Below are 20,415 nucleotides of genomic sequence, written 5' to 3'. Positions count from 1 at the left end.
AGGGAGACGTTACTAGTATTTGGAATCCCTGTCTAACCGCTCCTGCGCCCGGTTGTTGCTGTTGTCTTTCGCCTTTGCCTTACCTCATGCCTCGGGTGCCCTGAGCGGGTGGGAGGGTTGGACCCCCCCCTTGAAGTAAGCAATAGGCCCCCCATTGCTGGAGGTTGCTCACTTCAAGAGGGGACCTAGGAGATGACTTGCGTACTCGGTACGCCCGTCGGGGCTCTCGCTTCAGGACCGGCATTGCGGGAATTAGCCGCGCCGTGGGACCGGGATGCGTAGAAGGTCAGAGCGTCGCTTACTCGCCCCCTCTGCGGGGGCGCCGGTCCGGGTCCACCTTCACCCGACATGCCTGTCTACTCGGTATGCCGTTCCCTCTCGGGTTTCTCTACCTTCCGGGGGCTGAATCCGGAGTCGGCTTTTGGTGAGGGAGAGCCGTTCTCTTACTCCCAACTGGTCTGGACTCCCCAGGGCGTCAACCTGGGGCCGCAGGAGCGCTTTCCGGGGGCGCTCTCCCTTGGCATGTCGTCTCCCCCCGGTGCCACCCGCGAGGCCGTCTAGCTGCGACTCCCGGCCGAAGCCGAGGGACGCGACGTTACTAGTATTGAAACTAGATGCGCAACCTAGACTTGGAGTGATCAAGGCCACCCGTTTACACAGCTTCCCAATGTCAGGTTCGGGGCGCGCGGGTTGGCGCCTTCGAGGCGGCTCGGCGGGGCGGTACGAGCCCCGTCCGTGGCGTGTTCTCGCGAGTGCCACCATGCGGCCGGCAGAGCGGCCCTAGCCTGTCGGCATGGACCGCGATTACAAGATTCGAGACACCCCGTTCACGCATTGGCTGTTAGGGCAGGCGCGCACGGCGGGTTGGGATGTGGACGGCGACGAGGAGGCCCGGAGCACGCTCCGGCTCACCGCAGCGCTGATCCGTACAAGCGGCGTCGGCGTAGTCGACACACGCAAGCTGGCGGTCGCCCTCGGCGTGTCCGTCGAGGACATCCAGGAGGCCGTACGCGACGAATTGACGGAGAACGAGAAGGCGGCCCGGTTGCTCGACCGAGACGACGTGGCGGAGCTGGACGCGGAGCTTGACGGCATTGCCTGGCCGGACGGCCGACAGAACGGCTGACGGGGAAACACGAAGGCCCCCGCCGAAGCGGGGGCCTGGGGTCTGACTGGGGGTCTGGCTAGGCGGCGTGAGCGTCCGTGTACGCGGCCTTGATGTTCGCGGGGACACGGCCACGGTCGTTCACGTCGTAGCCCCTCTCCTTCGCCCACGCCCGGATAGCGGCCGTGTCGTCGGCAGGCTTGCCCAACCCCATGCGGCGCGCCGTAGTGCGGCCCCCAGACATCTTGCGGGCCGCCCCGAGGTACGGGGCCAGGCCTCCACGCAGCTTCTCGGCGTTCGGATCGCTCAGGTCGATCTCGTACGTCTTTCCGTCGAGGGCGAACAGGACGGTCTGAGTGGCCTCGGAACCGTCCAGGTCATCAATGAGCGTTACTTCGACCTTCTGGGCCATGGTGTTTTCCTTCGAGTCAAGTTCGATTACTTCAGACTTCTTACCAGCGTGGCAGCGGCAGTCACAAGCGATTCTGTTCGGGGTGAGGGCGGGGCAACTGTCATGGTGACCCGTCATGCACCAACCGAGCTTCACGGGGTGACCAGCTTCCCGCCGTGCGCCTTCGCGTACGCCTTCAGGACGGCGTCCGGGATACGCCCCGTGTCTTTCACCGCGTGGCCGTTCTGTCGCGCCCAGGAACGTACGAGTGAGCTGGAGTCCGTGGCCGCCGTGATGGACCGGGCTTTCGCCCCCTGGGCGGCGTAGGTCGGAGACTGGACGGGCGGGAGTTCCCAGAACGCCCAGGGCTCATCAGACAGCGTCTCTTCGTCGTCTTCGGCGACCAGCTCGACCACCTCGGCCGGCACGCGCTCGCGCTTCTTCAAAAGGTGCGTGAACAGGTGGACCGCCAACGGGACGGCGAGGGAGGGCACACCGCGGATTACGGGGCCCGGGACCGTGTCCGGCAAAGAGTTGGACCAAAGGCTGTAGGCGAAGAACACTCCGGCCAGGGTCCACGGGTAGGCCGTGGCCTTCCACCCGAAGTCCCGAAGTCGGTAGGCGACCCACACGGCCACCGTGACGAAACCCTCCACGATGAGCGGGTATATGGGGCTCAGGCTGCGGGCTCCATCGCTGCCCAGGTAAACGCCCCTGAGGGCCTCATAGGAGAGCGTGAAGGCGCCCGCCGCGATTCCGGCGACTACGGCGGCAGCGGCCCTATCAGTTCTGTGCATGGTTCCCCTTCCGGCCCGAAGGCCGTTTCTCGCTGACATTGGGAACCTAGCACTGGGAGCGGATCGCTTTCAAGTTATAGCTTGAGATTGGGTACAAAAAGAGGCGCCCCATCCGGGGCGCCCTTCCCGCTACCTCGCGACCTGCACCCACTTGAAGCGGTGCGTCTCCTTCGGGTCCTGGTTGCAAGCCGCATGCCACGCGCACACAAGCCGCGCCGGGCATTCTTCGATCAGCTCGAAAGGCCCCCGATCGGCGGCCTTTCCGCACTTCTGGCACTCGATATCGGCGCCACCGTCGAGGATGATGAACTTGTGAAGCATGGCTTCCCCTTTCGCCGGACCGGAGTTTCCAGCCCGTCTCGCTGACAAGGGGAACGTTACTAGCATTTGGAGTGCGATGCAACGTGTAAACGCACTGGAAAAAAGAACGGCCCCCGAGGGGGCCGCCCTGCTCGCCGATTCAGCACTTCGGCATGAAGAACCCGAGGTCGCGCGGGTCGGGGTAGTACGCCTTCATTGCATCAACCGCAAACAAGAGGGCGCCGAAACGGCGAGCCCCGTCCGTCTCATACTCTCCAACTTCGCCCAGCTCGGCGGAAAGATCATCCATCACGCGGTGAGCAAAGGGGTAATTGCCGTAGACCAGGCCGGCAGGGGCGCCGACCGCAAAGAAGTGGTCGATGATGATCCGGCACATGCGATAGGTACGGAAAGTGAGGGGGAAGTGGCGAAGGTCGGTGTTCACTGTTGCTCCCTGGCGGGTTTCTCTCGCTGATAAGGGAAACCTAGCACGTTTAAACAGCGATTCCAAATACTAGCTTCGGGGAACGAAAAGCGGCCCCGAAGGGGCCGCTTTCCCTGCTATCAGGCAATCGCCATGACCGTTCCGGCGGGGCAGATCGGCAATCCAACCTCAATCCACTTCGCCGTGGTGCGGACCACATATCCGCCACACTTGCACTCGGCAGAGCACTGGACCTTGATCATGCGGGTTCCCTGCTTCTTCGGACCGGAAGGCGCGGCGGGCTCTTCGGGCTCCTCGGGGGCCTCGGGCTGCTTCGGCTCCTCCGGCTTCACCGGGCGGCCACGGGTGTAGAGCTTCGCGTGAGAGTAGGGCCCGATGGTGTTCGCCAACTCTTTCAGCGTCTCGGCGAGTTCCGGAGTGGCCACGGTCGCGGTCATCTTGCCGGTGAGGCCGAGCAGCTTCGCATACTTCGCGAAGTCGCCCTTGTGGCCGCTCTTGCAGTTGTCCGCCGCGTGCACCAGCTCATGAATCAGGACGTCGAGGACGCGGGCCGAGTCGTCCATCTCGGGGGACAGGAAGATATGGTTCACGCCGTCCTCGGAAAGCGGGGTCGGCCAGCACTGGCCGAGGATGACAGAGCTTTCGCGCTTCGCGCCGTAGCCGAATCCGACGGAGATGTGGATCTTCTCCGGCAGCGGGAAGCCGATCTCTTCGAACTTCGGGCGAAGGGCGTCGATCGCCTGGTGAAGCCACTCTTCGCGGGTGATGACGCGCTTCGGCTCTTCCTTCCCCTCGGGCTCAGGGGCGTCATAGGAGAGGCAGACCGAACAGGTGACCTCGGCGGCCGTCCCCTTGTACTTCGTGCCCTGGCTGGTCATACCGCCCGTGCGGCAGAGCGGAAAGAAGGAGCCTTCGGAGCCCTCGAACTCCTGACGCTTGTGAACCTTGCCGCCCATGACCGAGATGACGTTCATCTGTTTCTCTTCCCCTCGCTTCGGCGGCCGGCTGATCCGGCCCCCGTCTCGCTGACAAGGAAGACGTTACTAGTATTTGGAACGAGGCGCAACGTTTAAACGCTGCGTGTTCAATGCGAGTATCAGGGCATACGAAAACGGCCCCCGCCGAAGCGGGGGCCGTCTGTTCCATCCTTCACCGTGTCAGCGAGAGAAGGGGAAGGAACGCGTTCGAGACTACCAGGGCTGGCCCGGCGGGCCCCCTTCGGGCGGTACGGCTCGAAGGGCCCACATACGGGTGCACTTGCCGATCGGGGGAAGCCCTCTGTCGCTACGATGCCACTCGCCGCAACCAGAGGAGAGTCACGCATGCCCGACCCCTTCGCCCACAGTTGGAAGTTCGCCGACCCTACAACTGCCGAATGCGGCGCGAGCCGCCCGGCGGACACCGCGCCTAAAACCTGGTCGCAGCAAAAGCAGGAACTCCGGGACGTTCCTGTGACCTGCCCGGACTGCATCGCCACCAAGGGACTCGCCGCCCACTTCTACAAGCAGAATCATCAAGACTGGCTAGACGAGATGGGCGGCGGTCAGTGGCTGAGGTAGCCAGACGCCGCTAGCAATGCTCGCCCAGGACGTAGGCGGCGGTCTCGTCTCGCGTCCCAACGACGCGGACGACCGTGGTCTTCGCGTACTTCTCTGCGGCGTACCAGGCTCTCATGCCCCTAAGGCAGCGGGTGATCTGCCCATCGAGGCTCTCTTCGGTCTCGGCCTCGATCACGCGGGGGAACTTCGGCCAACAGGCGTACGGGTTGTCAACGATCGCTCTGATCACCGGCTCTCCCCGGCCCCGAGCGCGTGGGCCTGGGCGTCGCGTACGAGGGTGAGGGCCTGGGCGTCGGTGAACCCTGCGACCGTCAGGGCCGAAAAGTAGGTGTGCAGCAGTTCGGCGGCGGTGATCAGGTTTGCCGTCTGGGCGGCGGCCTTGCGGTACGGGCTCATGCGAGGATCCTCCGGGTCTCGATACTCGCCCTCTCGGCGAGATCGGCGGTCATGGATGCACCGCGGCTTTTGCTGCGGATGAAGGCAAGGCATACGTCGGGGTCGAGGTCGACCATTTCGGTGTTGCGGATGAATCCCGCGCTCTTCCCCCACCGGTCCCACTGTGCAGGGAACGCAAGTACGTGCATGCCCATGGTCGTTGCGTATCGGGCGGCCATGGCATCGGCCCCGGTTGGACATGCCCCGTGGATCAGGACGGCTTCGCCGTACACGGTCTTGGTCTCGTACAGGACTCGGAAGATCTCACGCTCGATCGCTTCGACGTCGACCCAATCACGGGACCCGGTGACGAGGATTTTCAAGACTGGGGCGCGTCCGGCTTCGCCAGGGCGGGCCGGCCGGAGGGGACCGCGCAAGCCGCATTCGGGGCGCCCGCAACCAGAACGATGGACAGAAGGGCAGTGAGTAGAAGTACCGAAACGGTGTGCTTCAAAAGTGGCTCCTCGGGACGTGGACGGCGGGGGCCGGGCCAATTCACCGACCCCCGCCCGCTTTCGTTCGTAGTATCTGGCGCCCGGGGTGGCGGGATCAAATACTAGCTTCAGGCCGGCGCGAAGTCGGCGTTCATCGTCTGGCCCCGGTTGTTGGAGCCGTGCGCCTTCGCTTCGTTCTGGCGCTTCACCACGCCGTTGTTCAGGCTTCGGGCGATCTTGTCGATAGCGCGGGAAAGCCGCATCGTCTCGGCAGGGGAAAGGGCATGCCCAAGCTCGTACCGCTTCGCGATCACGGCAGCATCGAGAGGAGCGAGAGCGCTGTAAGCGCGGTCGAGGTCCCACAGGGCTACGACGATTCCCCCCGCCGCGATGGAAACCCCGTCATCCCGCGTAGGGGCCTTCTCCCACAACTCGGGCTGAAAGAAAGCCCTGTCGAAGAGCTGTCGAATCTCCGAGGACGTGTAAACGTACTCTGCCGAGTGGTAGATATATGCGTAGCGCTCACGACCGGAATAACTCACGCCGATCTTCCGGAAGTTGTTCCGAAGCTGACCATCCGGATAGCCGGCGGCCTCGTACGTACTGCGCTTCTCCCAGACGTGAAGAAGAATCTGCTGCCGGATGTCCTCGGCATCGATTCCCGGGTACTCGTCTGCGAGCTTACGGGCCACGGCCTCGGCGATCTTCGTGTACTTCGTCCAGTCAATCACTGCGAGTCTCCTAGGCAGTCTTGGCGCCGTACGTTCGGCCTTCGACCACGAAGGAGCCGTTCGGCTTGATGAAGATGGGGGCCGGGGTCACGCGGCCCTTGTCGACGTAGAGGATTCCGAAGCCCTGATTCCAGTTGCCAGACCCCGCCTTCAGGTATCCGGCGGACTTGAAATCCATGAGATTTCCGACTTCAAAGCCCCAACGCTCCTTAGTAATCCGGCCGTTCACGCTCATGTGTTCGTGCTGGATTCCGAGCTTGTGCGTGTGGCCGCACACGACCGAGTAACCCCACTTGCGGGCCAGGGCTAGGGCGGTGCCGCCGGGAAGCCGGGAGCTTGCACCTTCGTCACCGTGGGCGAGAAGCCAACCGGGGGCAATCTCGTACGGCTCTTCGTGGTAGGTGACGCCGTACTTCTCGAAGTCGAGGAGAGCGGGAACTTCGAGGGCCTTCAGGCCCATAAGGCCGGGCGCGCGTGTTCGGACGTAGGTAAGTGGCCTATCCATGTGATTGGAGCGGCTTACGTGAATCGGTCCGTCGTGTACGGCCCGGAGGCCGGCCAAGACGCGCTTGCCCGCATCGCAGTGCGCCTGAAGATCACCCTTGTACTCACCAGCCATTCCGCGCGTCCATCGGCTGATCTGCGGGAAGTCCACTTCATCGCCCACGCTCGCTATCTCGTCCGGCTTGTACTCGGCCAGAAAGCCGAGGACGTTCCGTACGGCCCGCTTGTCGTGGTAGGGAATCTGCATGTCCGAGAGGACGACAATGCGCTTCAACTGGCGCCTTTCAGGCGGTAGACGGGTGGGCTCGAAGTGCGGCTTCGAGGCGAGACAGGCGAATATCGACCATGGCCGCGTATACGGCCAGGTCTTGCGCCTCTTCCCGGGCGTATCGGATCAGGTCGACCAGCGGGAGAAGTTCGAACTTCTGCATTTCTCCGCATGAGTACTGCTCAGCCCCGACCCCGAGGATTCGCGAACGGCACTCGCCGATGAAGTCGGTTACGTAGTCAGCCAGTTCTTCCGAAGTCATCGCTTGATCTCCAGTCGGTTTAGAAGCGCGTCGGCGCCGTTTTCGAGGACGTACGAGTTCACGTCATGGCCCGAAGGCATCGGAGATATTCGGGCGTTCTTGATCTGCTCGGCGACCTTCTCGGCGAACTCCAACCCCTGGCCCTTGTCGTCCTGGTCGGCGAGGATGTAGACGGCCCGATACCCCTTGAAGCACCGCGCGAAGTAGCCCTTCCATGCGCTCACCCCGGCAATGCCCACAGCCGGTATGCCTGCCTCGTTGGCGGCCAACGCGTCGAACTCGCCTTCACAGATGGCGATATGGTCCGATGGCACCAGGAGGGCGTTCGCGTTGAAGATTCGAGGTGGGTCACCGGGGACGCTGCGGTACTTCGGGCCGTCCCCGTCGCCCAAGCGCCGGAAGCGCACGGAGACGACTCCGGCGCGGGTGAGATACGGAACCGCGAGCATTCCGCGGGCTACCTCATGCCCCGGCAAGGGGCTTTCGACGTATCCCAGCCTGAAGGATGCTGCGCTGTCCTCGGACAGGCCGCGCTTCTTCAAATACGCCACGGCGGCGGTACTGCTCTTTAGCGCCACCTGATACCGCGCCGTAGCTTCCTCCAAGAAGCTTTTCAGTGCAGGCTCGGGTACAAGAGAAGTCACGGCATCCTTCCTGGTCTGCGATCACGTCGAAGCTGTCGCCCGAGATATCGCAAGCGAAGCACCGGAATCGGTTCTCTTCGGTGCATACGGAAGCCGAGGCATTTCGGTCTTCATGGAACGGGCACTTCATCTTTCGGAAGCGGCTACCTTCCGGAACGTCAGCCGCTCCGTAGTGCTCCAGAACTTCCGCGATTGGGGGCTTTTCCATCCGCCCTCCCTTACGCTACAAATACTAGGTTCGCGCGGGTGGCGGAATCAAAGGACGGGATAGATCCGAATCAGTGCGCCGGGCTCTTCATCGCGCGAGGCGTAGACCTTGTGCGCGTAGAGCCTCACCACCTGGGCGTCATCCGCGAAGGCCTGGCCGGCCTTCAGGCCGTCGAGGGTCGAGCGACAGAGCTTGTCAACGTCGGGATACTTCGCCGGGTACGTGGGAGAGTCAGGCCGGAGCCGATCGGCGAACCGGCCGGCGCGGTAATGGCTCTTGGGTCTCTTCAGGCGGAACCACACGGACACGCCGACGAACGGCCACGGGTCGAAGGTACGGTTCAGGGCTTCGGTCGATACCGCGATACGCCACGGCTTGACCTTCTTCGAGGACTCCACCATCCGGCCCCCGCCAACATGCCTTTTACTCCCCTGCGGGGCAGGGGTGCCGATCACGTCTATCTCGATCATCCGGTGATCCGCATTCGTTCCATGTCCGCATCGAGATAGAGGATCATCGCGCCCGACGCGTCGGCCTTACCGGTTCGGTTCTTCACCACGGAGACGCCCATCTGCCGAGAGGAGTCGTCGCCGATCCGGTGAAGGGTGAGGATCATTTCCGGTACGCGGCCGATCTGCCCTTTGATCTGAGACAGGGGCACAAGGACATTGCCGTCGTTGCTGTCGCCCTTGACGTGGTGCAGGGCGACGACGCACGCGCCCGTTGTCCGGGCGAGTTCATGCAGGTATTCGCAGACCTTTTCAAGGGCTACGTACGAGCTGCTGTCGCTCTCGGCATCGGGAACGACGTTCGAGATGTTGTCCACGATGATGAGTTCGGGCCAGGCCCCATATGTGGCCGCAAAGGCCTTCAGCTCGCCTTCGAGGTCGTCGATCGTGAGCGATGCGGTGAAGTCCCACCGCAGGTGATCGAGGCCGTCTAGCTGGGCCTCAACGGCGTTTGTCCTGCCGTGTTCCATGGCGTTCTCGATGTCCCTGGTCGACCATCCTGAGACGTTCGCAGCGCAGCGAACGAACATCGTTTGAGGGTCCGTATCGGCCGAGAAGTAGAAGGCCGGCACGCGTGCATGCAGGGCAAGCGCCATACTCAGGGCCGACTTACCGACTCCGGGGGCCGCAGAGATGATGGTGAACTGCCCTCGGCGGAAGTGAACTGTGCTCGCTGCAAAGGTCTTGAAGACAGTGGGAAGGGGCTCGCCGGTCTGCCCGGCGTCGCCTTTAGCTCGAACGATCGTGTACAAGGGTGCTCCCTCGAAGGGCTGTTAAGCGGTAGACCAGACGGGGAGGGGTGCACAGTTGCGGTACCGGCTGGCCCGGAACTCGCCCGTGGTTGCGATGAGTCCACGCTTCGCGGCTCGGCGCATCACCGGCCCGAGGGCCCGAGGTTCGCGAGGCTTGATGAGTCCGGCGTCCCAAAGGTCGTCGGTCGTGAACTGGGCCATTCGGCCCGAGAGTTCGGCGATGAAGCCGAGGGCGTAGGCCTTCCATTCGCCGTCCGCGTTCGCGTCAACCTGGGCAACGGCGTTGTTTCGCTTGGCGGTTGCTGCGGTGAGAGTGGGCATGACTGTGTCTCCCTCGGCGGGTTTAAACGGGTGGGGTGCGCGTTGGTTGGCAGTCGCGCCCCTGCCGCTCCAAATACTAGTTTCGGAGCTAACGAATGAATTCGAGGCTGCACGCGTCCGGGGTGCCCTGCGGGGCGGGGCATGCCCACGCCTTCCAGGTGCCCGGCTTGTTCTTGTAGGGCTTCTCCAGGAAGCGCTTCGTGCCATGCGGGCACGTCGGGGCGTTGCCGTAGGGGGTCTGTTCGGCGGGCGGGCCGGAAGGCGCCTGAGGGGCGCTCTGCGCGCCGTTCTGCGGGGCGTTGTCGTACTGGCCGGGGTGAGTCACCGGCCGGGCCCCGAGCTGGGCGCCAAGGATCTCTTCCGCCCGCAGAGCGGTCACGGCCTCGCCGATCAGGGCGGACACCCCGGACCGTCCGTAACCGTCGAGCACGTCGACCAGTTCGGTAAGGCTCCCCGCCTTCACAACGACCCAGGACGCGTCATGACCTGCGTGGGCCTTCATGGTCACGCTGATTTCAGGCATTCACACTCTCCTCATAGGGGTATTCACGGGCGTCAACTCCGTTGAAGTCGCACCACCGCCGGACCGTGCAGGTTCGGCAAGCGTCGCCAGGGCTAGGGAGGAACAGGCCGAGACGGACGGCCTTATCCATGTTGCGGAACCACCGCGTGACCTTCTCTCGCGAGTAGTCTTGAAGGTTCTTCGGCTCGGTGGGGGCGTTGTTCTTCGCCATGAAGTAATCCCCGAAGCCGGGCTTCACGCCGAAGAGATCGTCTAGGGCGTGATCGTAGATCGCTAGCTGAAAGGCCGTATCAGGGAGGCGCGTTCCGGTCTTCAGGTCCCGCACCCGAAGGTGCCCATCGGGATACTCGACTACCTGATCAATGAACCCGCGGACCTCGATTCCGCCGAGGTTGAGCGTAAATCCAAGCTCGACAGCCGGCATACCGTCGACTGGTTCCCAGATCCGCTCTGGAGCCTCCATGGCGTAATCGAAGTACGCCTCCACCTGATCGCGACCCCGCTTGCGACGGTTCTTGATGTCCGTCTCAGGTTTCGTCGTCCCTCCGGTGAGCCATCGGGAGATGTCGGGCTCGACTGTCAGGGCGGCGGCCATGTCGCGTTCCCAGGCCTCTTCGAACCACTCGGCGAGTTTGTCGGGCCCGTGGCGCCGGTTTGACCTCTCCCACTTCTCAACGGCTTCGTGGTAGGCCGTCCCCTGAATGAACCAAGCCGCCTGATTTTGAGGGGCTTTGGCGACCTTCTCCAGCCGGTACGCCTCACCGCACCGCACGAAGCTGCTGTACTGCGACACGGACCGATGGGTGACGGGTCCACTCAATCGAGTCTCCAAATGCTAGCTTCAGGGCAAAGCGAAGGGGCGGCCGGTGAGCCGCCCCTTCGCTAGGTATGTGGTTGTTGTGACTATCTGCTGTAGGCCCAAGCGGCCGAGGTGATCTCGTCCTTGTGGCCGCATCCAAGGGTGCGGCTCGGCCACCCCCGGAGGGGCACCGCATCATGCGGAACCATTTCTCGCGCCACTTCGAAATCCCACTCTTCCGCATTGTTGCGACAGTAAGAGAACTCATACCGGGTCCCGTTGGCGTACCTGACTCTCGCTAGAGTCAGCACCTGCGGGATGTCCCAAAGAAGATCAATTTCCTGAAGGTCCACCCCAGCATCATTGAGGTCGATCTCAGCGGAGCTATCCGTCAGCGGCATGGACCATTTCACTTTCGCATGAATCCGGCCTGGGCCCGAGCTGGCTGTTAGGTCGGCATAAGTAACTGTAACCGGAACGGATAGTCCCGCTTGGCAAATGGTTGAAGACTGCCCGACCTGTTACGGCTTTGTGATGATCCTCAGTGACTCGTCAGTAACTACAAGTGGCCTAGTCCACTGACCGATGGGCTACGCGGCGAGGCGCGCAAGCCGACGAAGTCGGTCGGCCAAAGTCTTGCGGGGCATGCCGAGTTCACGCGCCATGGCGGAGATGGATTCCCCCTCCGCCTGCATGATCCTTATGCGAGAATTGATCGTCTCTTCGAGGATGATCAACCGGAGTCGCTTGGTAGCAATGCGATCTTCGGGGGTTTGTCCACCCCAAATGCCGAACTCTTCGTTCTCCCCCAACTCGGCACACTCGGCGCGAACCGGGCAGAAGCCGCAGGCTCCCTTGGCCTGATCGACGTCGGCAGTACTTTCGGAGAACCAGACTTCGGGATTCGCCTCGCAAGGAATTCTCAAGATTCCGCCTCAATTTGCCGGGGTGTTCTGGCCGCTCGGTGCGGTCACGCCCCGACAAATTGCCGGTCGCTCTGTGGCCCCCTCGCTGACAGGTCCATAGTCCCTCTGAGCCCCTGGCGGTGTCAAATACTAGTTTCAGGGAAACGGAAAGGCCGCCCATGTTGATTGTTAGGGCGGCCTTTGTCAGGTCAACTACTGCTAGTACCGGGGAAGTCGAAGACCTTAGGTGCGTCCCCCGCCGACTCCTGCTCACCCTCAGGTTCGAAGCGAATGACGTTGTCGCCATCCTCGGGGCGACGCTTCGAGTAGTAGAAGCCGCCCGTGCTCGGCGAAGCCGGGTTCGGGGGCATGTTCCGGTCGTAGCAGACGACCACGTCGGCTTCCCGGACCTCACCCAACCACTTCGTGAGCATCCGGGACTTCACGTCCGGGATGGTCTCGTCTCCGCTTTCCCGGCGGCTCAGAAGGCGAAGCATCATCACCGGGCGCGCGTGAGCGTGCTCAGCCTTGACCGTCCACGGGATGTATCGCTTGTGGTTCGGGCGCGTCTTCGTCTGCCCCGACGCCTGGAGCTGCCAGTAGACCGCGCCTTTGGTGACGCCGTACATGGCCGCGATCTCCTCGTAGGACATCGCGGCGTTGCGGTGCGCCCGAAGGACGTCGCTACTGGGGAGCTGGCGGGGGGCCGGCATGGGTACTGCCTCTCAGACGGGGGACACGACGCGAGCCGCAGGCCTGGAAGCTGTCAATGAAGCTGGCCCAGGTGCCATCGCGTCTATGTTCAATCCGAGTATACGCACGTAGAGGGGAAGGATTCCAAGTCGCTTACAACCTTTCCACATTCCGGATCATCGGGCTCCGGTTAATTCGGAACTGTGTTCGAATCTGGTGTTCGAGTGTGCCTTGACGCATCTTTCCGGGGTCGTTAACTTTGGCTCTTAGGAACTGCATTTCCGCAGGTCAGAGGCTAGATTGTAGTTGTTCTCGACGACGATGCTGTTGCCCCAGGTGATCAGGGAGTTGTCGGTGGTCGAGGCACCCGAGCCGAACACCGGCACCTTGCAGACCAGCCGCCGGTCGGCCGGCACGTCCACACCCCGCTTGTAGACCAGGACGTTCATCCGGTCGTCGGCGTTGTCGGTGATGGCGACGTACCCCTGGCCGAAGAGGTCCGGGGTGGTGCCCGAACCCTGGTTGACGGAGCCGGGCTTGGACGCCGTGCCCCGGTCGTACGTCTGGCGCCACTGCACCTCGGGGGTGCCGTCGGCGCCGGCCCGGAAGCTGTAGAGCGCATGGTCGGAGACGATGGAGACGCCGTCCTCGGCGATGGAGAAGGAGTTCTGGATCTCCTCGCCGCGCAGCTGGATCGAGCGGATCCGCGAGGTCGCCGGATCCACCGTGCCCACCCGGCCCTGGCGGGTGACCCACCAGATCCGGCCGTCCCAGTCGGGCATCACGGAGGTCACGGGGTCACAGGTGCCGCTGGGCCGCAGGTTGGTCCAGGTCACGCAGTCGTGCGGGACCTGCCCGGTGAGGTCCCAGTCGTTGTCGGCCGTGAACTTCCAGCTGCCGTCCGGGTTCTGCGTGTGGGCGAGGCGCAGGATGTGCTGGCGGGAGTCGGCCAGGACGGCACGGTCCTGGTTGTCCAGGTAGAAGTAGGCGCCGCCCGAGGTGTCCTTGAAGATCTTCGCGAAGTCGAGCGAGGTGATCGCCTCGACCGTCGAAGAGCGCTGCGGGAGTTGGTACTCCGCGAGCGTGGCGAGCGTACGGGGCTCCAGGAGCTTGACCTTGAAGCCGGAGAAGGTGCCGCACACGGTGACGAGCCGGCCGCCCGAGTCGAAGGTGGCGGTCGCGCACTCGCCGCCGAGGGCCGCGATCTTCTCGCTGGTCACCTTCGGGTTCCTGCCGAGCGGCCCGGACCAGGGGGAGGTGGCGCTGCCCGCCGCGTCGGAGTGCATGCCGCTGCGGCCGTTGGGCGCGAGGAAGGGATGCTGCGGCGGCGCCTCGCCGGGCAGCGGGGCGGCGGCCGCGGGGCTGCCGTCGTAGTGGGTGACGAGGCGGTGGCCGGGGGCCTTGGGTATCTCCTCGGCCTGGGCCGGCGAGCCGCCGTACATCACCGTGAACGCGGCGACGACGGGCAGCACGGCGCAGTTCAGTGATCTTCGGAACATCCGGGCTTCCTCCATGTCTCTCGAGCCTTGTTGACATTGCGTCTGATGTCGCGCCGCCGCCAGACGCTAGATCGCTCTGCCCGAGGAGTCCATGGATGGTCCGGATGATTCACGAAGGCGCAACAGTCGATCAAGGATTGAGACTGGACACCACGTTCGCGGTGGCCGTGAGGCCGTCGTGGATGGTCGCGGCCATACTGCTGCTCGCGAGGTAGAAGCCGAGCAGCGCGCAGACGAGCGCGTGCGAGAACTTGAGCCCGCCGCTGCGCAGGAAGATCCACGCCAGGATCAGGAGCAGGACGACCACCGAGAGGGAAATCACCATAGAAACCTCCTTGCTCGCCGTCATGGTGGCGCAGGAGGGGGTGCCTTCGGGCGAAAGACGTGTCCGCCGTACGGGTGTTGACCGTCCGTGACGAGCGGTCGGTCCTTGACGGCCCCGTCCCAGTGGGTCACCGGGCTCATTGGACAGAACCTGTGGTCAGTCACGCCTCCTGCGCCTGCCCGGGCCGCCAGAAGGTGGAGCCGCTCGGCGCCCTCCAGGTCACCGGCCCTCTCGCGCGCTACGGCCAGCCGGTAGAGGGGGAAGTGGTCTCCTGCGCGGGCGGCGAAGCGGGCCAGGCGCTCCGCACCGTGCAGATTCCCGGCTCGTGCCTGGGACTCCGCCAGCTCTCGCAGTGTGTGCGGATATCCGGCGGCGGCCGCGAGCCGGGCCAAACGCACGGCGTTCTCCTGGTTTCCGGCGCGCTCCCGCGTCCACGCCAGCATGGCGTAGGCCGAGGGGTCCTCGGCCTCGGCGGCGAGCCGGGCCATCTGCTCAGCGCCTCGGTGGTCACCGGCTCGTTCCCGTGTCTCGGCCAGAACGGCGTACACGCCCGGCAGAGCACCCATTCCGTGCGGCCGGGGCAGCGGTTCGAGGGCCGCGGCGACGTGCTGCACCCGGGTACGGGCGGCGGCAAGGGCTGTTTCGAACCAGTCCGGTCCGGCAGCGGTGCGCTGGTCGTCCGACAGGTAGCCGGGGGCGGCGTCGCGCAGGAAGCCGTCCGGCAGCGGGGCGTTCCAGCCCAGGCGGCAGGCGTCCATGGCTGCGGTGACCAGGGCACGCGTGTAGCAGGCGGGTGGTTCGTGTGCGGCGGCGTAGCGGTCGGCCAGTTGCAGTCCGGCTGCGAGGGTCTGGGTGATCTTCCCGTCGCGGGAGGACTGTCTGGCCACAGCAAGCGCCGGGTCGTTGCCCAGCGCATCCAGGCGACGCAGGTCGTCCGGTTCGAACCGGGGCGGGATGCGTACGGTGACAGTGGCGTGGCCCAGCAGGGCCCGGACGTGCCGGCGCAGGTCCGCGCCCCCGAGTGCGGCGTCGTCCGAGTCCCTGGTGAGCTCGGCGAACCAGGTGTCCCACATGGTGGCGATGACCAGGGCGGGACCGGGGCGCGACAGACGCGAGTACAGGAGTGCAGCCAGTTCCTCGCCTTGGTGCCCGGAGAGGAAGTGATGGGCGTCGTCGAGCCACAGAATGGTGCGCGGAGCGGAACGGGTGTCGGCCAGTGTTTCCAGGGCGCCGCCCTGGGTGTGGGGGCGGACCAGATCCCAGTCCGCCAGGCCACCGACGGCGTTGAGCGCTTCGTAGGCGGATCGGGTCTTGCCGGTGCAGGAGCCCCCGCGCACTACGACCAGCACCGATTCTCCACCCGTGAGGGCGCGGTGCAGGGTCTGCCGCACGTCCTGGTCGTGTGGTCGCTCGACGTAGTGCGGGACCGTGAAGCCCTGTGTGTGCTCGCCGGTGCCAGAGATCGAGGGGTGCACGCCCAACTGTGCTGCCGTCCAGAGCCTGACCGGTCGGGGCGGCTCGGCGAGCGGAGCGCGAGGTGCGCGGGTATCGACGCCGCCGAGGTCAGCCATTGCCTTGCGTGCCCGCCGTTCACGTTCGGCATCCCGTACCCGGGCCCGATTGACATCGGCGTGCCACTCGCGCCATCGATGGCCGTCCAGCAGCGCGGCGTCCTGGTCGGTGACCGCAGCACGTACGGCGGCCTGCCGGATACCGCCGATGACCCTGACCAGGATCTCCACATCCCCTGGAAGGGTCCTTCCGCGGAGCCAGTTGTCAATGGTGTTGTGGGAACACCCGGCGCCTCGGGCCAGATCCCTCAGTGAGGGTCGCACCGCTGCCGGTCATCGCTGACGGAGCCGCTCCGCGCGAAGGAGGTTGTCGAACAGCCTCTTCTCCAGCGCGGTGGTGGTCTCGTCGTCCGTCATATCGCATCGCTCCCTCCCCTTCCCGCTGTGCAACGAGTTGACAGGTGCACCACCGGCGCGCTGTCAGTGCGTGCCCGCGACCAGCCGTGTCGGGCACCGCTCGTCCATTCCGCGGTGTGGGGGGCGTTGGACAGCACCTGGGACAGCTGCACTGGGGTCAACTTAGCGGCTCCACACGTTCGGAGAAGATGATGACCGACTCGCACCTGCTGCTCGACCTGTTCATTCTGTGCATCGTTCAGGCGGCGGGCACGTTCCTGGCCGCGGGGGTCCGTGCGGTCGCCATGCTCTTGACGGTACGCCGAGCACTGCGTGGAGCCCGGCCCGGCGACCGCGCGGAAATCCTCCGCTCCGTCGCCCGGGTCACGCTGGCTCTCCGCGGCCGACACGAGTGAGCCCTTGCGCCGCCGATCTCGCCGGTTCTCCCGTGCACGACGATCGCGGAACAGGCGCTCAGGGAGGGGGCCCGTCCGTCGCGGGTCGCGTCAGTCGGTGAACCTCGGGACCACCAGGCCCGACTCATAGGCGATGACCACGGCGTGGGTCCGGTTCTGTGCGCCGAGCTTGGTGAGCACGTTGCCGACATGCGTCTTCACCGTCTCCAGGGACACCGTGAGCGATCGCGCGATTTCGGGGTTGGACAGGCCGGTGGCCATCAGCCGCAGGACCAGTTCCTCCCGCCCGGTCAGCGCGGCTCTCGGTAGCGCCACGGTCGGGCTCAGGGGCCGGGCGGTGACCATCCGGCGCAATGTGGCGGGGAAGAGGATCGCCTCCCCCGCCGCCGCCACGCGCACCGCCTCAGCGATCTGCCGGACCGGTAGGCGTTTCAGTACGAAACCGCTGGCGCCCGCGCTGAGCGCGGCGGTGACGTAGTCGTCGTTCTCGAAGGTGGTGATGACCACGACCCTCGGCGGATCGGGCGACTCGGCCAGCAGCAGCCGGGTGGCCTCGATGCCGTTGCGGCGTGGCATCCGCACGTCCATCAGGACCACGTCCGGCCGCAGCCGCAGCGCCTGCTCGACCGCCTCGACGCCGTCGGCGGCCTCTCCGGCCACCGTGATCCCCGGCTGGGACGCGAGCAGCGTGCGCAGGCCGCTGCGGGTCACCTCGTCGTCGTCCGCGATCAGGAGGGTGACAGGAGGACCGACGGGGCCGGCGCCTGTGGCGGCGCCGGTGGCCACGGCTTCGCCCGTGTCGGAGCTGGTCATGGCGACAACCGTACGGGCAACCGGACCGCCAGCCGCCAGTGCTTCGGCCCGTCCGGGCCGGCGTGGATCTCCCCGTGCAGCAGCCGTACGCGCTCGGCCAGGCCGGGCAGGCCGTGCCCGGACGTCGGGAAGGCAGCCGTACTTCTGGCGGCGTCGGGTCCCGTCCGGTTGACGACGCTGAGTTCGAGTCCGCGCGCTGCGGCCGCCACCCGGACCTCTATGGGGCCGCCCGCCCCGTGCCGCAATGCGTTCGTCAGCCCCTCCTGGAGTATGCGGTAGGCCGCCCGCGAGCGTGTCCCCTGTACCTGCGTCCAGTCGCCCGACAGCTCCGGCTCCACCGTCGCTCCGGCGTGCCGCAACCGGTCGAGCAGCTCGGGCAGGTCGGACAGGCTGCGGGTGGGCGCCGCCTCGGCCTTCTCCTCGCGGAGCACGCCCAGTACGTAGTCCAGGTCTTCCAGCGCGGCCCGGGCCGACTCCTCGATGCTGCGCATGGCGGCCCGCGCCGCTCCCGGGTCGGCGTCGAGCACCTCACCCGCCACCGCGGCCTGGATCGTGGTCGCCGTCAGCGTGTGTCCAATGGAGTCGTGCAACTCGTGTGCCAGCCGGTTGCGTTCAGCCAGTCGCCGGTCGCGCTCGGCCGCCAGAGCGACCCGCTCGGCCGAGGACGGTCCCAGGAGCCCGGGAGCCAGCCGTCGCAGGGCGGTCGTCACCACCGCACAGGTGGCGGCCGCGAGCAGCAGGCATCCGAGGGCGACCGTCCAGCTCTGCCAGCCGCCCGTCACCCGCAACGACCGGCCGAACATGCTCAGTTCGGCCTCGGCGCCGAGCCAGCCCCCTGGGAGCGTCAGGCCCACGAGGAGGAGGACACCGCTGACCAGCGCACCGGCCCACCCCAGCGCGACATGCAGCAGCAGCCAGAGCGGAGTCCGCCAGCGATCGGCGCCTGACGGGACGGTAGGAGCCTGCCCGGTCGTCGCCCCTCCGGTGACGGGCGGGCTCAACGGCACCTTCAGCATGCGACGGGCGGACGCGATCAGTACCCGGCGCGTGATGCGGGCCAGCCCGAGCACGCCGGTCAGCGCCGTCCAGACCAGCACGACCAGGATGATCTGCACGTTCTCGGGTGCCGATCGCCACGCCAGCAACGGCAGCAGCGCGAAGGGAAGCAGGGGGAGGCTCGCCAGCGCTCCGCAATAGGCGAACAGCGCACCCGAATACGTGGAGCCGCGCAGCAGCGGCCGGAATTTCTTGATCATAAGCGGCCAGTATGGCCGGGCACCCCGGCGCCGGCCTCCCCCGATCGAGGGAGGTACTTCTCCCGCTTTCCCGCGATGTGCGGCCGGGTCCTCCGAGCCCATGATCGTGTCAACCGGTCGCCGACAGGAACCGCGGCCGGCTCATTCCCCACCTCTCCTCAGGAGTTGCATCATGCGTGAGCAGGCATCGCAGAACTCTCTCCCGGACCGGCGGCAGCGCGGCGGCCGCTGCGTGGCCGTGTCGGCAGCGGCCGCTCTGGCCGTCGCCGTGATCACGACGGGCACCCTGGCCCCGCCCGCGGCGTATGCCGCTGCCGCCGGGCGGGACACCGTCCAGCAGGGCCTGGACGCCATGGTGCGCGCCGACGGCCAGCCCGCCGCCCTGGGGAGCGTCAAGGACCGTGCGGGCCGTACCCGCACCTATACGGCGGGGGTGGCCGACCTTGCCACTGGAGCGAAGGTGCCCGCCAACGGTCAGGTGCGGGCCGGCAGCAACACCAAGACGTTCACGGCGGTGGTCGTGCTGCAGCTGGTCGCCGAAGGAAAGATAGGCCTCGACACGATGGTCGACACCTACCTGCCCGGTCTCGTACGCGGGGAGGAGATCGACGGTAATCGGATCACCGTCCGCCAGCTGCTCCAGCACACCAGCGGGCTTCCCGACTACGGGCTGCACATCGACGACAACGTCCTTCCGGACCGGTATTTCGAACCCCGCGATCTCCTCGACATCGCCCTGCAGCACAAGGCCGACTTCGCCCCGGGCAAGAAATGGGCCTACAGCAACACCAACTACGTGGTGGCCGGCCTGATCGTCCAGAAGGTCACCGGCCGGCCCCTCGCCGAACAGATTGACCAGCGCGTCATCCAGCGCATCGGGCTGCGTCACACATACTTCCCCGCACCCGGGGACAAGACGATCCGGGAGCCCCACCCCAAGGGCTACCACCGGAAGACGGCGGACGAGCCGCTGCGCGACTTCACGGAGATCGACCCCTCCGCGGGCTGGGCGGCGGGCCAGATGATATCCACCAACTCCGACCTCAACCGGTTCTTCGGCGCCCTCCTGGGCGGCCGCCTCCTCCCGGAGGCCCAGCTCGCCCAAATGCGCACCACCGTCCCCGTCGGGGACACCGGCGCGGGGTACGGCCTGGGGTTGATGAGCCGTCCGCTCTCGTGCGGCGGCGTCTACTGGGGCCACGGCGGCGACATCGCCGGTTACGAGACCCGGGGCGGTGTCACCGATGACGGCCGTGCCGCCAGCCTCGCGGTGACCAGCATTCCGGTCACCGCCGAGCCCATCAGGCATCTGGAGAAGGTCGTGGACACAGCCCTGTGCCGCTGAACCGGTGCGGGTCGTCGGCGAGGCGGAACGGGGTGCTGTCCGGTGGCGATCGCGGCGAGTGCGGCCACCGGCCAAGAGAGTTGGACCGGGCCGATCACCTGGCGGAGCACGGCGGCACCGTGGCCACCTCGGGCCAAGTGCCCGGCGACCTGCCGGGACTCGTCCGGGGCATCGGTAGCGTACGGCCGACCGCACAGAGGCGGCCCTGCGGTCCCCTCCCCCGGCGTCAAGGACAAGGGCACGACCCGGGTACAACGCGGGCCATCGGC

26 protein-coding genes and 2 pseudogenes are annotated in these 20,415 nt (G+C 65.8%); 4 read left to right on the top strand and 24 right to left on the bottom strand.

The annotated features are described in order from the left end of the window. Positions 1–793 precede the first annotated feature (793 nt). Entirely contained in the window at positions 794–1,126 is a 333-nt protein-coding gene (locus ACIQZO_RS22840; RefSeq protein ID WP_403628868.1) for a hypothetical protein, read from the top strand. Positions 1,127–1,184: 58 nt separating this feature from the next. Here the strand turns inward: ACIQZO_RS22840 and ACIQZO_RS22835 are convergent, their stop codons facing one another. The 5 genes from ACIQZO_RS22835 to ACIQZO_RS22815 all read right to left on the bottom strand — a co-directional run bounded on the left by ACIQZO_RS22835 (position 1,185) and on the right by ACIQZO_RS22815 (position 4,012). Beyond that, on the bottom strand, positions 1,185–1,517 hold the full coding sequence (locus tag ACIQZO_RS22835) for an Lsr2 family protein (RefSeq protein WP_403628865.1): 333 nt from the start codon (positions 1,515–1,517) through the stop codon (positions 1,185–1,187). 131 nt (positions 1,518–1,648) lie between these two features. Further along, positions 1,649–2,293, bottom strand: coding sequence for a histone-like nucleoid-structuring protein Lsr2 (locus tag ACIQZO_RS22830; protein ID WP_403628863.1), 645 nt, complete (start codon positions 2,291–2,293; stop codon positions 1,649–1,651). A gap of 129 nt (positions 2,294–2,422) precedes the next feature. Next, on the bottom strand, positions 2,423–2,614 hold the full coding sequence (locus tag ACIQZO_RS22825) for a hypothetical protein (protein WP_403628860.1): 192 nt from the start codon (positions 2,612–2,614) through the stop codon (positions 2,423–2,425). Between the two features lie 139 nt (positions 2,615–2,753). Further along, positions 2,754–3,038 carry a hypothetical protein gene (locus ACIQZO_RS22820; protein ID WP_403628858.1) on the bottom strand — a complete coding sequence of 95 codons (285 nt, stop codon included), beginning with the start codon at positions 3,036–3,038 and terminating at the stop codon, positions 2,754–2,756. Between the two features lie 119 nt (positions 3,039–3,157). After that, complete coding sequence (locus ACIQZO_RS22815; protein ID WP_403628855.1) at positions 3,158–4,012, bottom strand: hypothetical protein; 855 nt, start codon at positions 4,010–4,012, stop codon at positions 3,158–3,160. A gap of 348 nt (positions 4,013–4,360) precedes the next feature. Here ACIQZO_RS22815 and ACIQZO_RS22810 point away from each other — a divergent pair, with 348 nt between their 5' ends. Continuing rightward, entirely contained in the window at positions 4,361–4,597 is a 237-nt protein-coding gene (locus ACIQZO_RS22810; protein WP_403628853.1) for a hypothetical protein, read from the top strand. Positions 4,598–4,822: 225 nt separating this feature from the next. Here ACIQZO_RS22810 and ACIQZO_RS22805 read toward each other — a convergent pair whose 3' ends face one another. The 17 genes and pseudogenes from ACIQZO_RS22805 to ACIQZO_RS22725 form a co-directional block, all read right to left on the bottom strand. Beyond that, positions 4,823–4,993 (bottom strand): hypothetical protein, encoded by a 171-nt coding sequence (locus ACIQZO_RS22805; protein WP_403628851.1) that lies wholly within the window; start codon positions 4,991–4,993, stop codon positions 4,823–4,825. Beyond that, the gene (locus ACIQZO_RS22800; protein WP_403628849.1) at positions 4,990–5,355 is read right to left on the bottom strand and encodes a DUF2493 domain-containing protein; all 366 of its coding nucleotides are present in this window, start codon (positions 5,353–5,355) and stop codon (positions 4,990–4,992) included. The genes ACIQZO_RS22805 and ACIQZO_RS22800 overlap by 4 nt, the downstream gene beginning before the upstream one ends. A 239-nt stretch (positions 5,356–5,594) precedes the next feature. Further along, a complete protein-coding gene (locus ACIQZO_RS22795; RefSeq protein WP_403628846.1) occupies positions 5,595–6,197 on the bottom strand; it encodes a hypothetical protein in 603 nt (200 codons plus the stop codon). Positions 6,198–6,207: 10 nt separating this feature from the next. Continuing rightward, complete coding sequence (locus ACIQZO_RS22790) at positions 6,208–6,975, bottom strand: hypothetical protein (RefSeq protein WP_403628844.1); 768 nt, start codon at positions 6,973–6,975, stop codon at positions 6,208–6,210. A gap of 10 nt (positions 6,976–6,985) precedes the next feature. Next, positions 6,986–7,231: a hypothetical protein gene (locus tag ACIQZO_RS22785; RefSeq protein ID WP_403628842.1), complete on the bottom strand. Its 246-nt coding sequence runs from the start codon at positions 7,229–7,231 to the stop codon at positions 6,986–6,988. After that, positions 7,228–7,875, bottom strand: a complete 648-nt coding sequence (locus tag ACIQZO_RS22780; RefSeq protein ID WP_403628840.1) for a toprim domain-containing protein — start codon at positions 7,873–7,875, stop codon at positions 7,228–7,230. Before ACIQZO_RS22780 ends, ACIQZO_RS22785 begins: the two co-directional genes overlap by 4 nt. 13 nt (positions 7,876–7,888) lie before the next feature. Further along, positions 7,889–8,083 (bottom strand): annotated as a pseudogene (locus ACIQZO_RS22775) (CHC2 zinc finger domain-containing protein); the annotation flags it as partial. A gap of 47 nt (positions 8,084–8,130) precedes the next feature. Then, complete coding sequence (locus ACIQZO_RS22770) at positions 8,131–8,553, bottom strand: RusA family crossover junction endodeoxyribonuclease (RefSeq protein ID WP_403628838.1); 423 nt, start codon at positions 8,551–8,553, stop codon at positions 8,131–8,133. Beyond that, positions 8,550–9,344, bottom strand: a complete 795-nt coding sequence (locus tag ACIQZO_RS22765) for a DnaB-like helicase C-terminal domain-containing protein (protein ID WP_403628835.1) — start codon at positions 9,342–9,344, stop codon at positions 8,550–8,552. Before ACIQZO_RS22765 ends, ACIQZO_RS22770 begins: the two co-directional genes overlap by 4 nt. A gap of 21 nt (positions 9,345–9,365) precedes the next feature. Then, positions 9,366–9,665 (bottom strand): hypothetical protein, encoded by a 300-nt coding sequence (locus tag ACIQZO_RS22760; RefSeq protein ID WP_403628833.1) that lies wholly within the window; start codon positions 9,663–9,665, stop codon positions 9,366–9,368. Positions 9,666–9,753: 88 nt separating this feature from the next. Further along, positions 9,754–10,188: a hypothetical protein gene (locus ACIQZO_RS22755; protein ID WP_403628830.1), complete on the bottom strand. Its 435-nt coding sequence runs from the start codon at positions 10,186–10,188 to the stop codon at positions 9,754–9,756. Further along, positions 10,181–10,981, bottom strand: coding sequence for a RecB family exonuclease (locus ACIQZO_RS22750; protein WP_403628828.1), 801 nt, complete (start codon positions 10,979–10,981; stop codon positions 10,181–10,183). The genes ACIQZO_RS22755 and ACIQZO_RS22750 overlap by 8 nt, the downstream gene beginning before the upstream one ends. Before the next feature lie 596 nt (positions 10,982–11,577). Beyond that, on the bottom strand, positions 11,578–11,913 hold the full coding sequence (locus ACIQZO_RS22745) for a WhiB family transcriptional regulator (protein WP_403628825.1): 336 nt from the start codon (positions 11,911–11,913) through the stop codon (positions 11,578–11,580). A 188-nt stretch (positions 11,914–12,101) separates the two neighbouring features. Next, positions 12,102–12,605 (bottom strand): hypothetical protein, encoded by a 504-nt coding sequence (locus ACIQZO_RS22740; protein WP_403628822.1) that lies wholly within the window; start codon positions 12,603–12,605, stop codon positions 12,102–12,104. A 282-nt stretch (positions 12,606–12,887) separates the two neighbouring features. After that, a pseudogene (locus ACIQZO_RS22735) lies at positions 12,888–14,084 on the bottom strand (hypothetical protein); the annotation flags it as partial. Between the two features lie 130 nt (positions 14,085–14,214). Next, complete coding sequence (locus tag ACIQZO_RS22730; protein ID WP_403628819.1) at positions 14,215–14,409, bottom strand: hypothetical protein; 195 nt, start codon at positions 14,407–14,409, stop codon at positions 14,215–14,217. A gap of 20 nt (positions 14,410–14,429) precedes the next feature. After that, positions 14,430–16,151, bottom strand: a complete 1,722-nt coding sequence (locus tag ACIQZO_RS22725; protein ID WP_403628817.1) for a tetratricopeptide repeat protein — start codon at positions 16,149–16,151, stop codon at positions 14,430–14,432. A 374-nt stretch (positions 16,152–16,525) separates the two neighbouring features. On the opposite strand from ACIQZO_RS22725, the gene ACIQZO_RS22720 reads away from it, so the two are divergent. Further along, entirely contained in the window at positions 16,526–16,732 is a 207-nt protein-coding gene (locus tag ACIQZO_RS22720; RefSeq protein ID WP_403628814.1) for a hypothetical protein, read from the top strand. A gap of 90 nt (positions 16,733–16,822) precedes the next feature. On the opposite strand, the gene ACIQZO_RS22715 is transcribed toward ACIQZO_RS22720, so the two are convergent. Both ACIQZO_RS22715 and ACIQZO_RS22710 read right to left on the bottom strand, forming a co-directional pair. Further along, a complete protein-coding gene (locus tag ACIQZO_RS22715) occupies positions 16,823–17,545 on the bottom strand; it encodes a response regulator (protein WP_403628811.1) in 723 nt (240 codons plus the stop codon). Beyond that, entirely contained in the window at positions 17,542–18,801 is a 1,260-nt protein-coding gene (locus ACIQZO_RS22710) for a sensor histidine kinase (protein WP_403628808.1), read from the bottom strand. The genes ACIQZO_RS22715 and ACIQZO_RS22710 overlap by 4 nt, the downstream gene beginning before the upstream one ends. Before the next feature lie 172 nt (positions 18,802–18,973). Here ACIQZO_RS22710 and ACIQZO_RS22705 point away from each other — a divergent pair, with 172 nt between their 5' ends. Next, positions 18,974–20,146, top strand: a complete 1,173-nt coding sequence (locus ACIQZO_RS22705; protein ID WP_403628805.1) for a serine hydrolase domain-containing protein — start codon at positions 18,974–18,976, stop codon at positions 20,144–20,146. The last annotated feature ends 269 nt before the right edge of the window (positions 20,147–20,415 follow it).

It is taken from the genome of Streptomyces sp. NPDC097617, from assembly GCF_044761485.1.
Classification (GTDB): domain Bacteria; phylum Actinomycetota; class Actinomycetes; order Streptomycetales; family Streptomycetaceae; genus Streptomyces.
This window is presented reverse-complemented; position numbering and strand designations above follow the sequence as displayed.

Coding starts and splice junctions, on each gene's coding strand:
- ACIQZO_RS22730 (WP_403628819.1), bottom strand. CDS start 14,409: ATGGTGATTTCCCTCTCGGTGGTCGTCCTGCTCCTGATCCTGGCGTGG.
- ACIQZO_RS22835 (WP_403628865.1), bottom strand. CDS start 1,517: ATGGCCCAGAAGGTCGAAGTAACGCTCATTGATGACCTGGACGGTTCC.
- ACIQZO_RS22830 (WP_403628863.1), bottom strand. CDS start 2,293: ATGCACAGAACTGATAGGGCCGCTGCCGCCGTAGTCGCCGGAATCGCG.
- ACIQZO_RS22840 (WP_403628868.1), top strand. CDS start 794: ATGGACCGCGATTACAAGATTCGAGACACCCCGTTCACGCATTGGCTG.
- ACIQZO_RS22760 (WP_403628833.1), bottom strand. CDS start 9,665: ATGCCCACTCTCACCGCAGCAACCGCCAAGCGAAACAACGCCGTTGCC.
- ACIQZO_RS22715 (WP_403628811.1), bottom strand. CDS start 17,545: ATGACCAGCTCCGACACGGGCGAAGCCGTGGCCACCGGCGCCGCCACA.
- ACIQZO_RS22785 (WP_403628842.1), bottom strand. CDS start 7,231: ATGACTTCGGAAGAACTGGCTGACTACGTAACCGACTTCATCGGCGAG.
- ACIQZO_RS22755 (WP_403628830.1), bottom strand. CDS start 10,188: ATGCCTGAAATCAGCGTGACCATGAAGGCCCACGCAGGTCATGACGCG.
- ACIQZO_RS22825 (WP_403628860.1), bottom strand. CDS start 2,614: ATGCTTCACAAGTTCATCATCCTCGACGGTGGCGCCGATATCGAGTGC.
- ACIQZO_RS22815 (WP_403628855.1), bottom strand. CDS start 4,012: ATGAACGTCATCTCGGTCATGGGCGGCAAGGTTCACAAGCGTCAGGAG.
- ACIQZO_RS22770 (WP_403628838.1), bottom strand. CDS start 8,553: ATGATCGAGATAGACGTGATCGGCACCCCTGCCCCGCAGGGGAGTAAA.
- ACIQZO_RS22720 (WP_403628814.1), top strand. CDS start 16,526: ATGATGACCGACTCGCACCTGCTGCTCGACCTGTTCATTCTGTGCATC.
- ACIQZO_RS22810 (WP_403628853.1), top strand. CDS start 4,361: ATGCCCGACCCCTTCGCCCACAGTTGGAAGTTCGCCGACCCTACAACT.
- ACIQZO_RS22705 (WP_403628805.1), top strand. CDS start 18,974: ATGCGTGAGCAGGCATCGCAGAACTCTCTCCCGGACCGGCGGCAGCGC.
- ACIQZO_RS22805 (WP_403628851.1), bottom strand. CDS start 4,993: ATGAGCCCGTACCGCAAGGCCGCCGCCCAGACGGCAAACCTGATCACC.
- ACIQZO_RS22740 (WP_403628822.1), bottom strand. CDS start 12,605: ATGCCGGCCCCCCGCCAGCTCCCCAGTAGCGACGTCCTTCGGGCGCAC.
- ACIQZO_RS22710 (WP_403628808.1), bottom strand. CDS start 18,801: ATGATCAAGAAATTCCGGCCGCTGCTGCGCGGCTCCACGTATTCGGGT.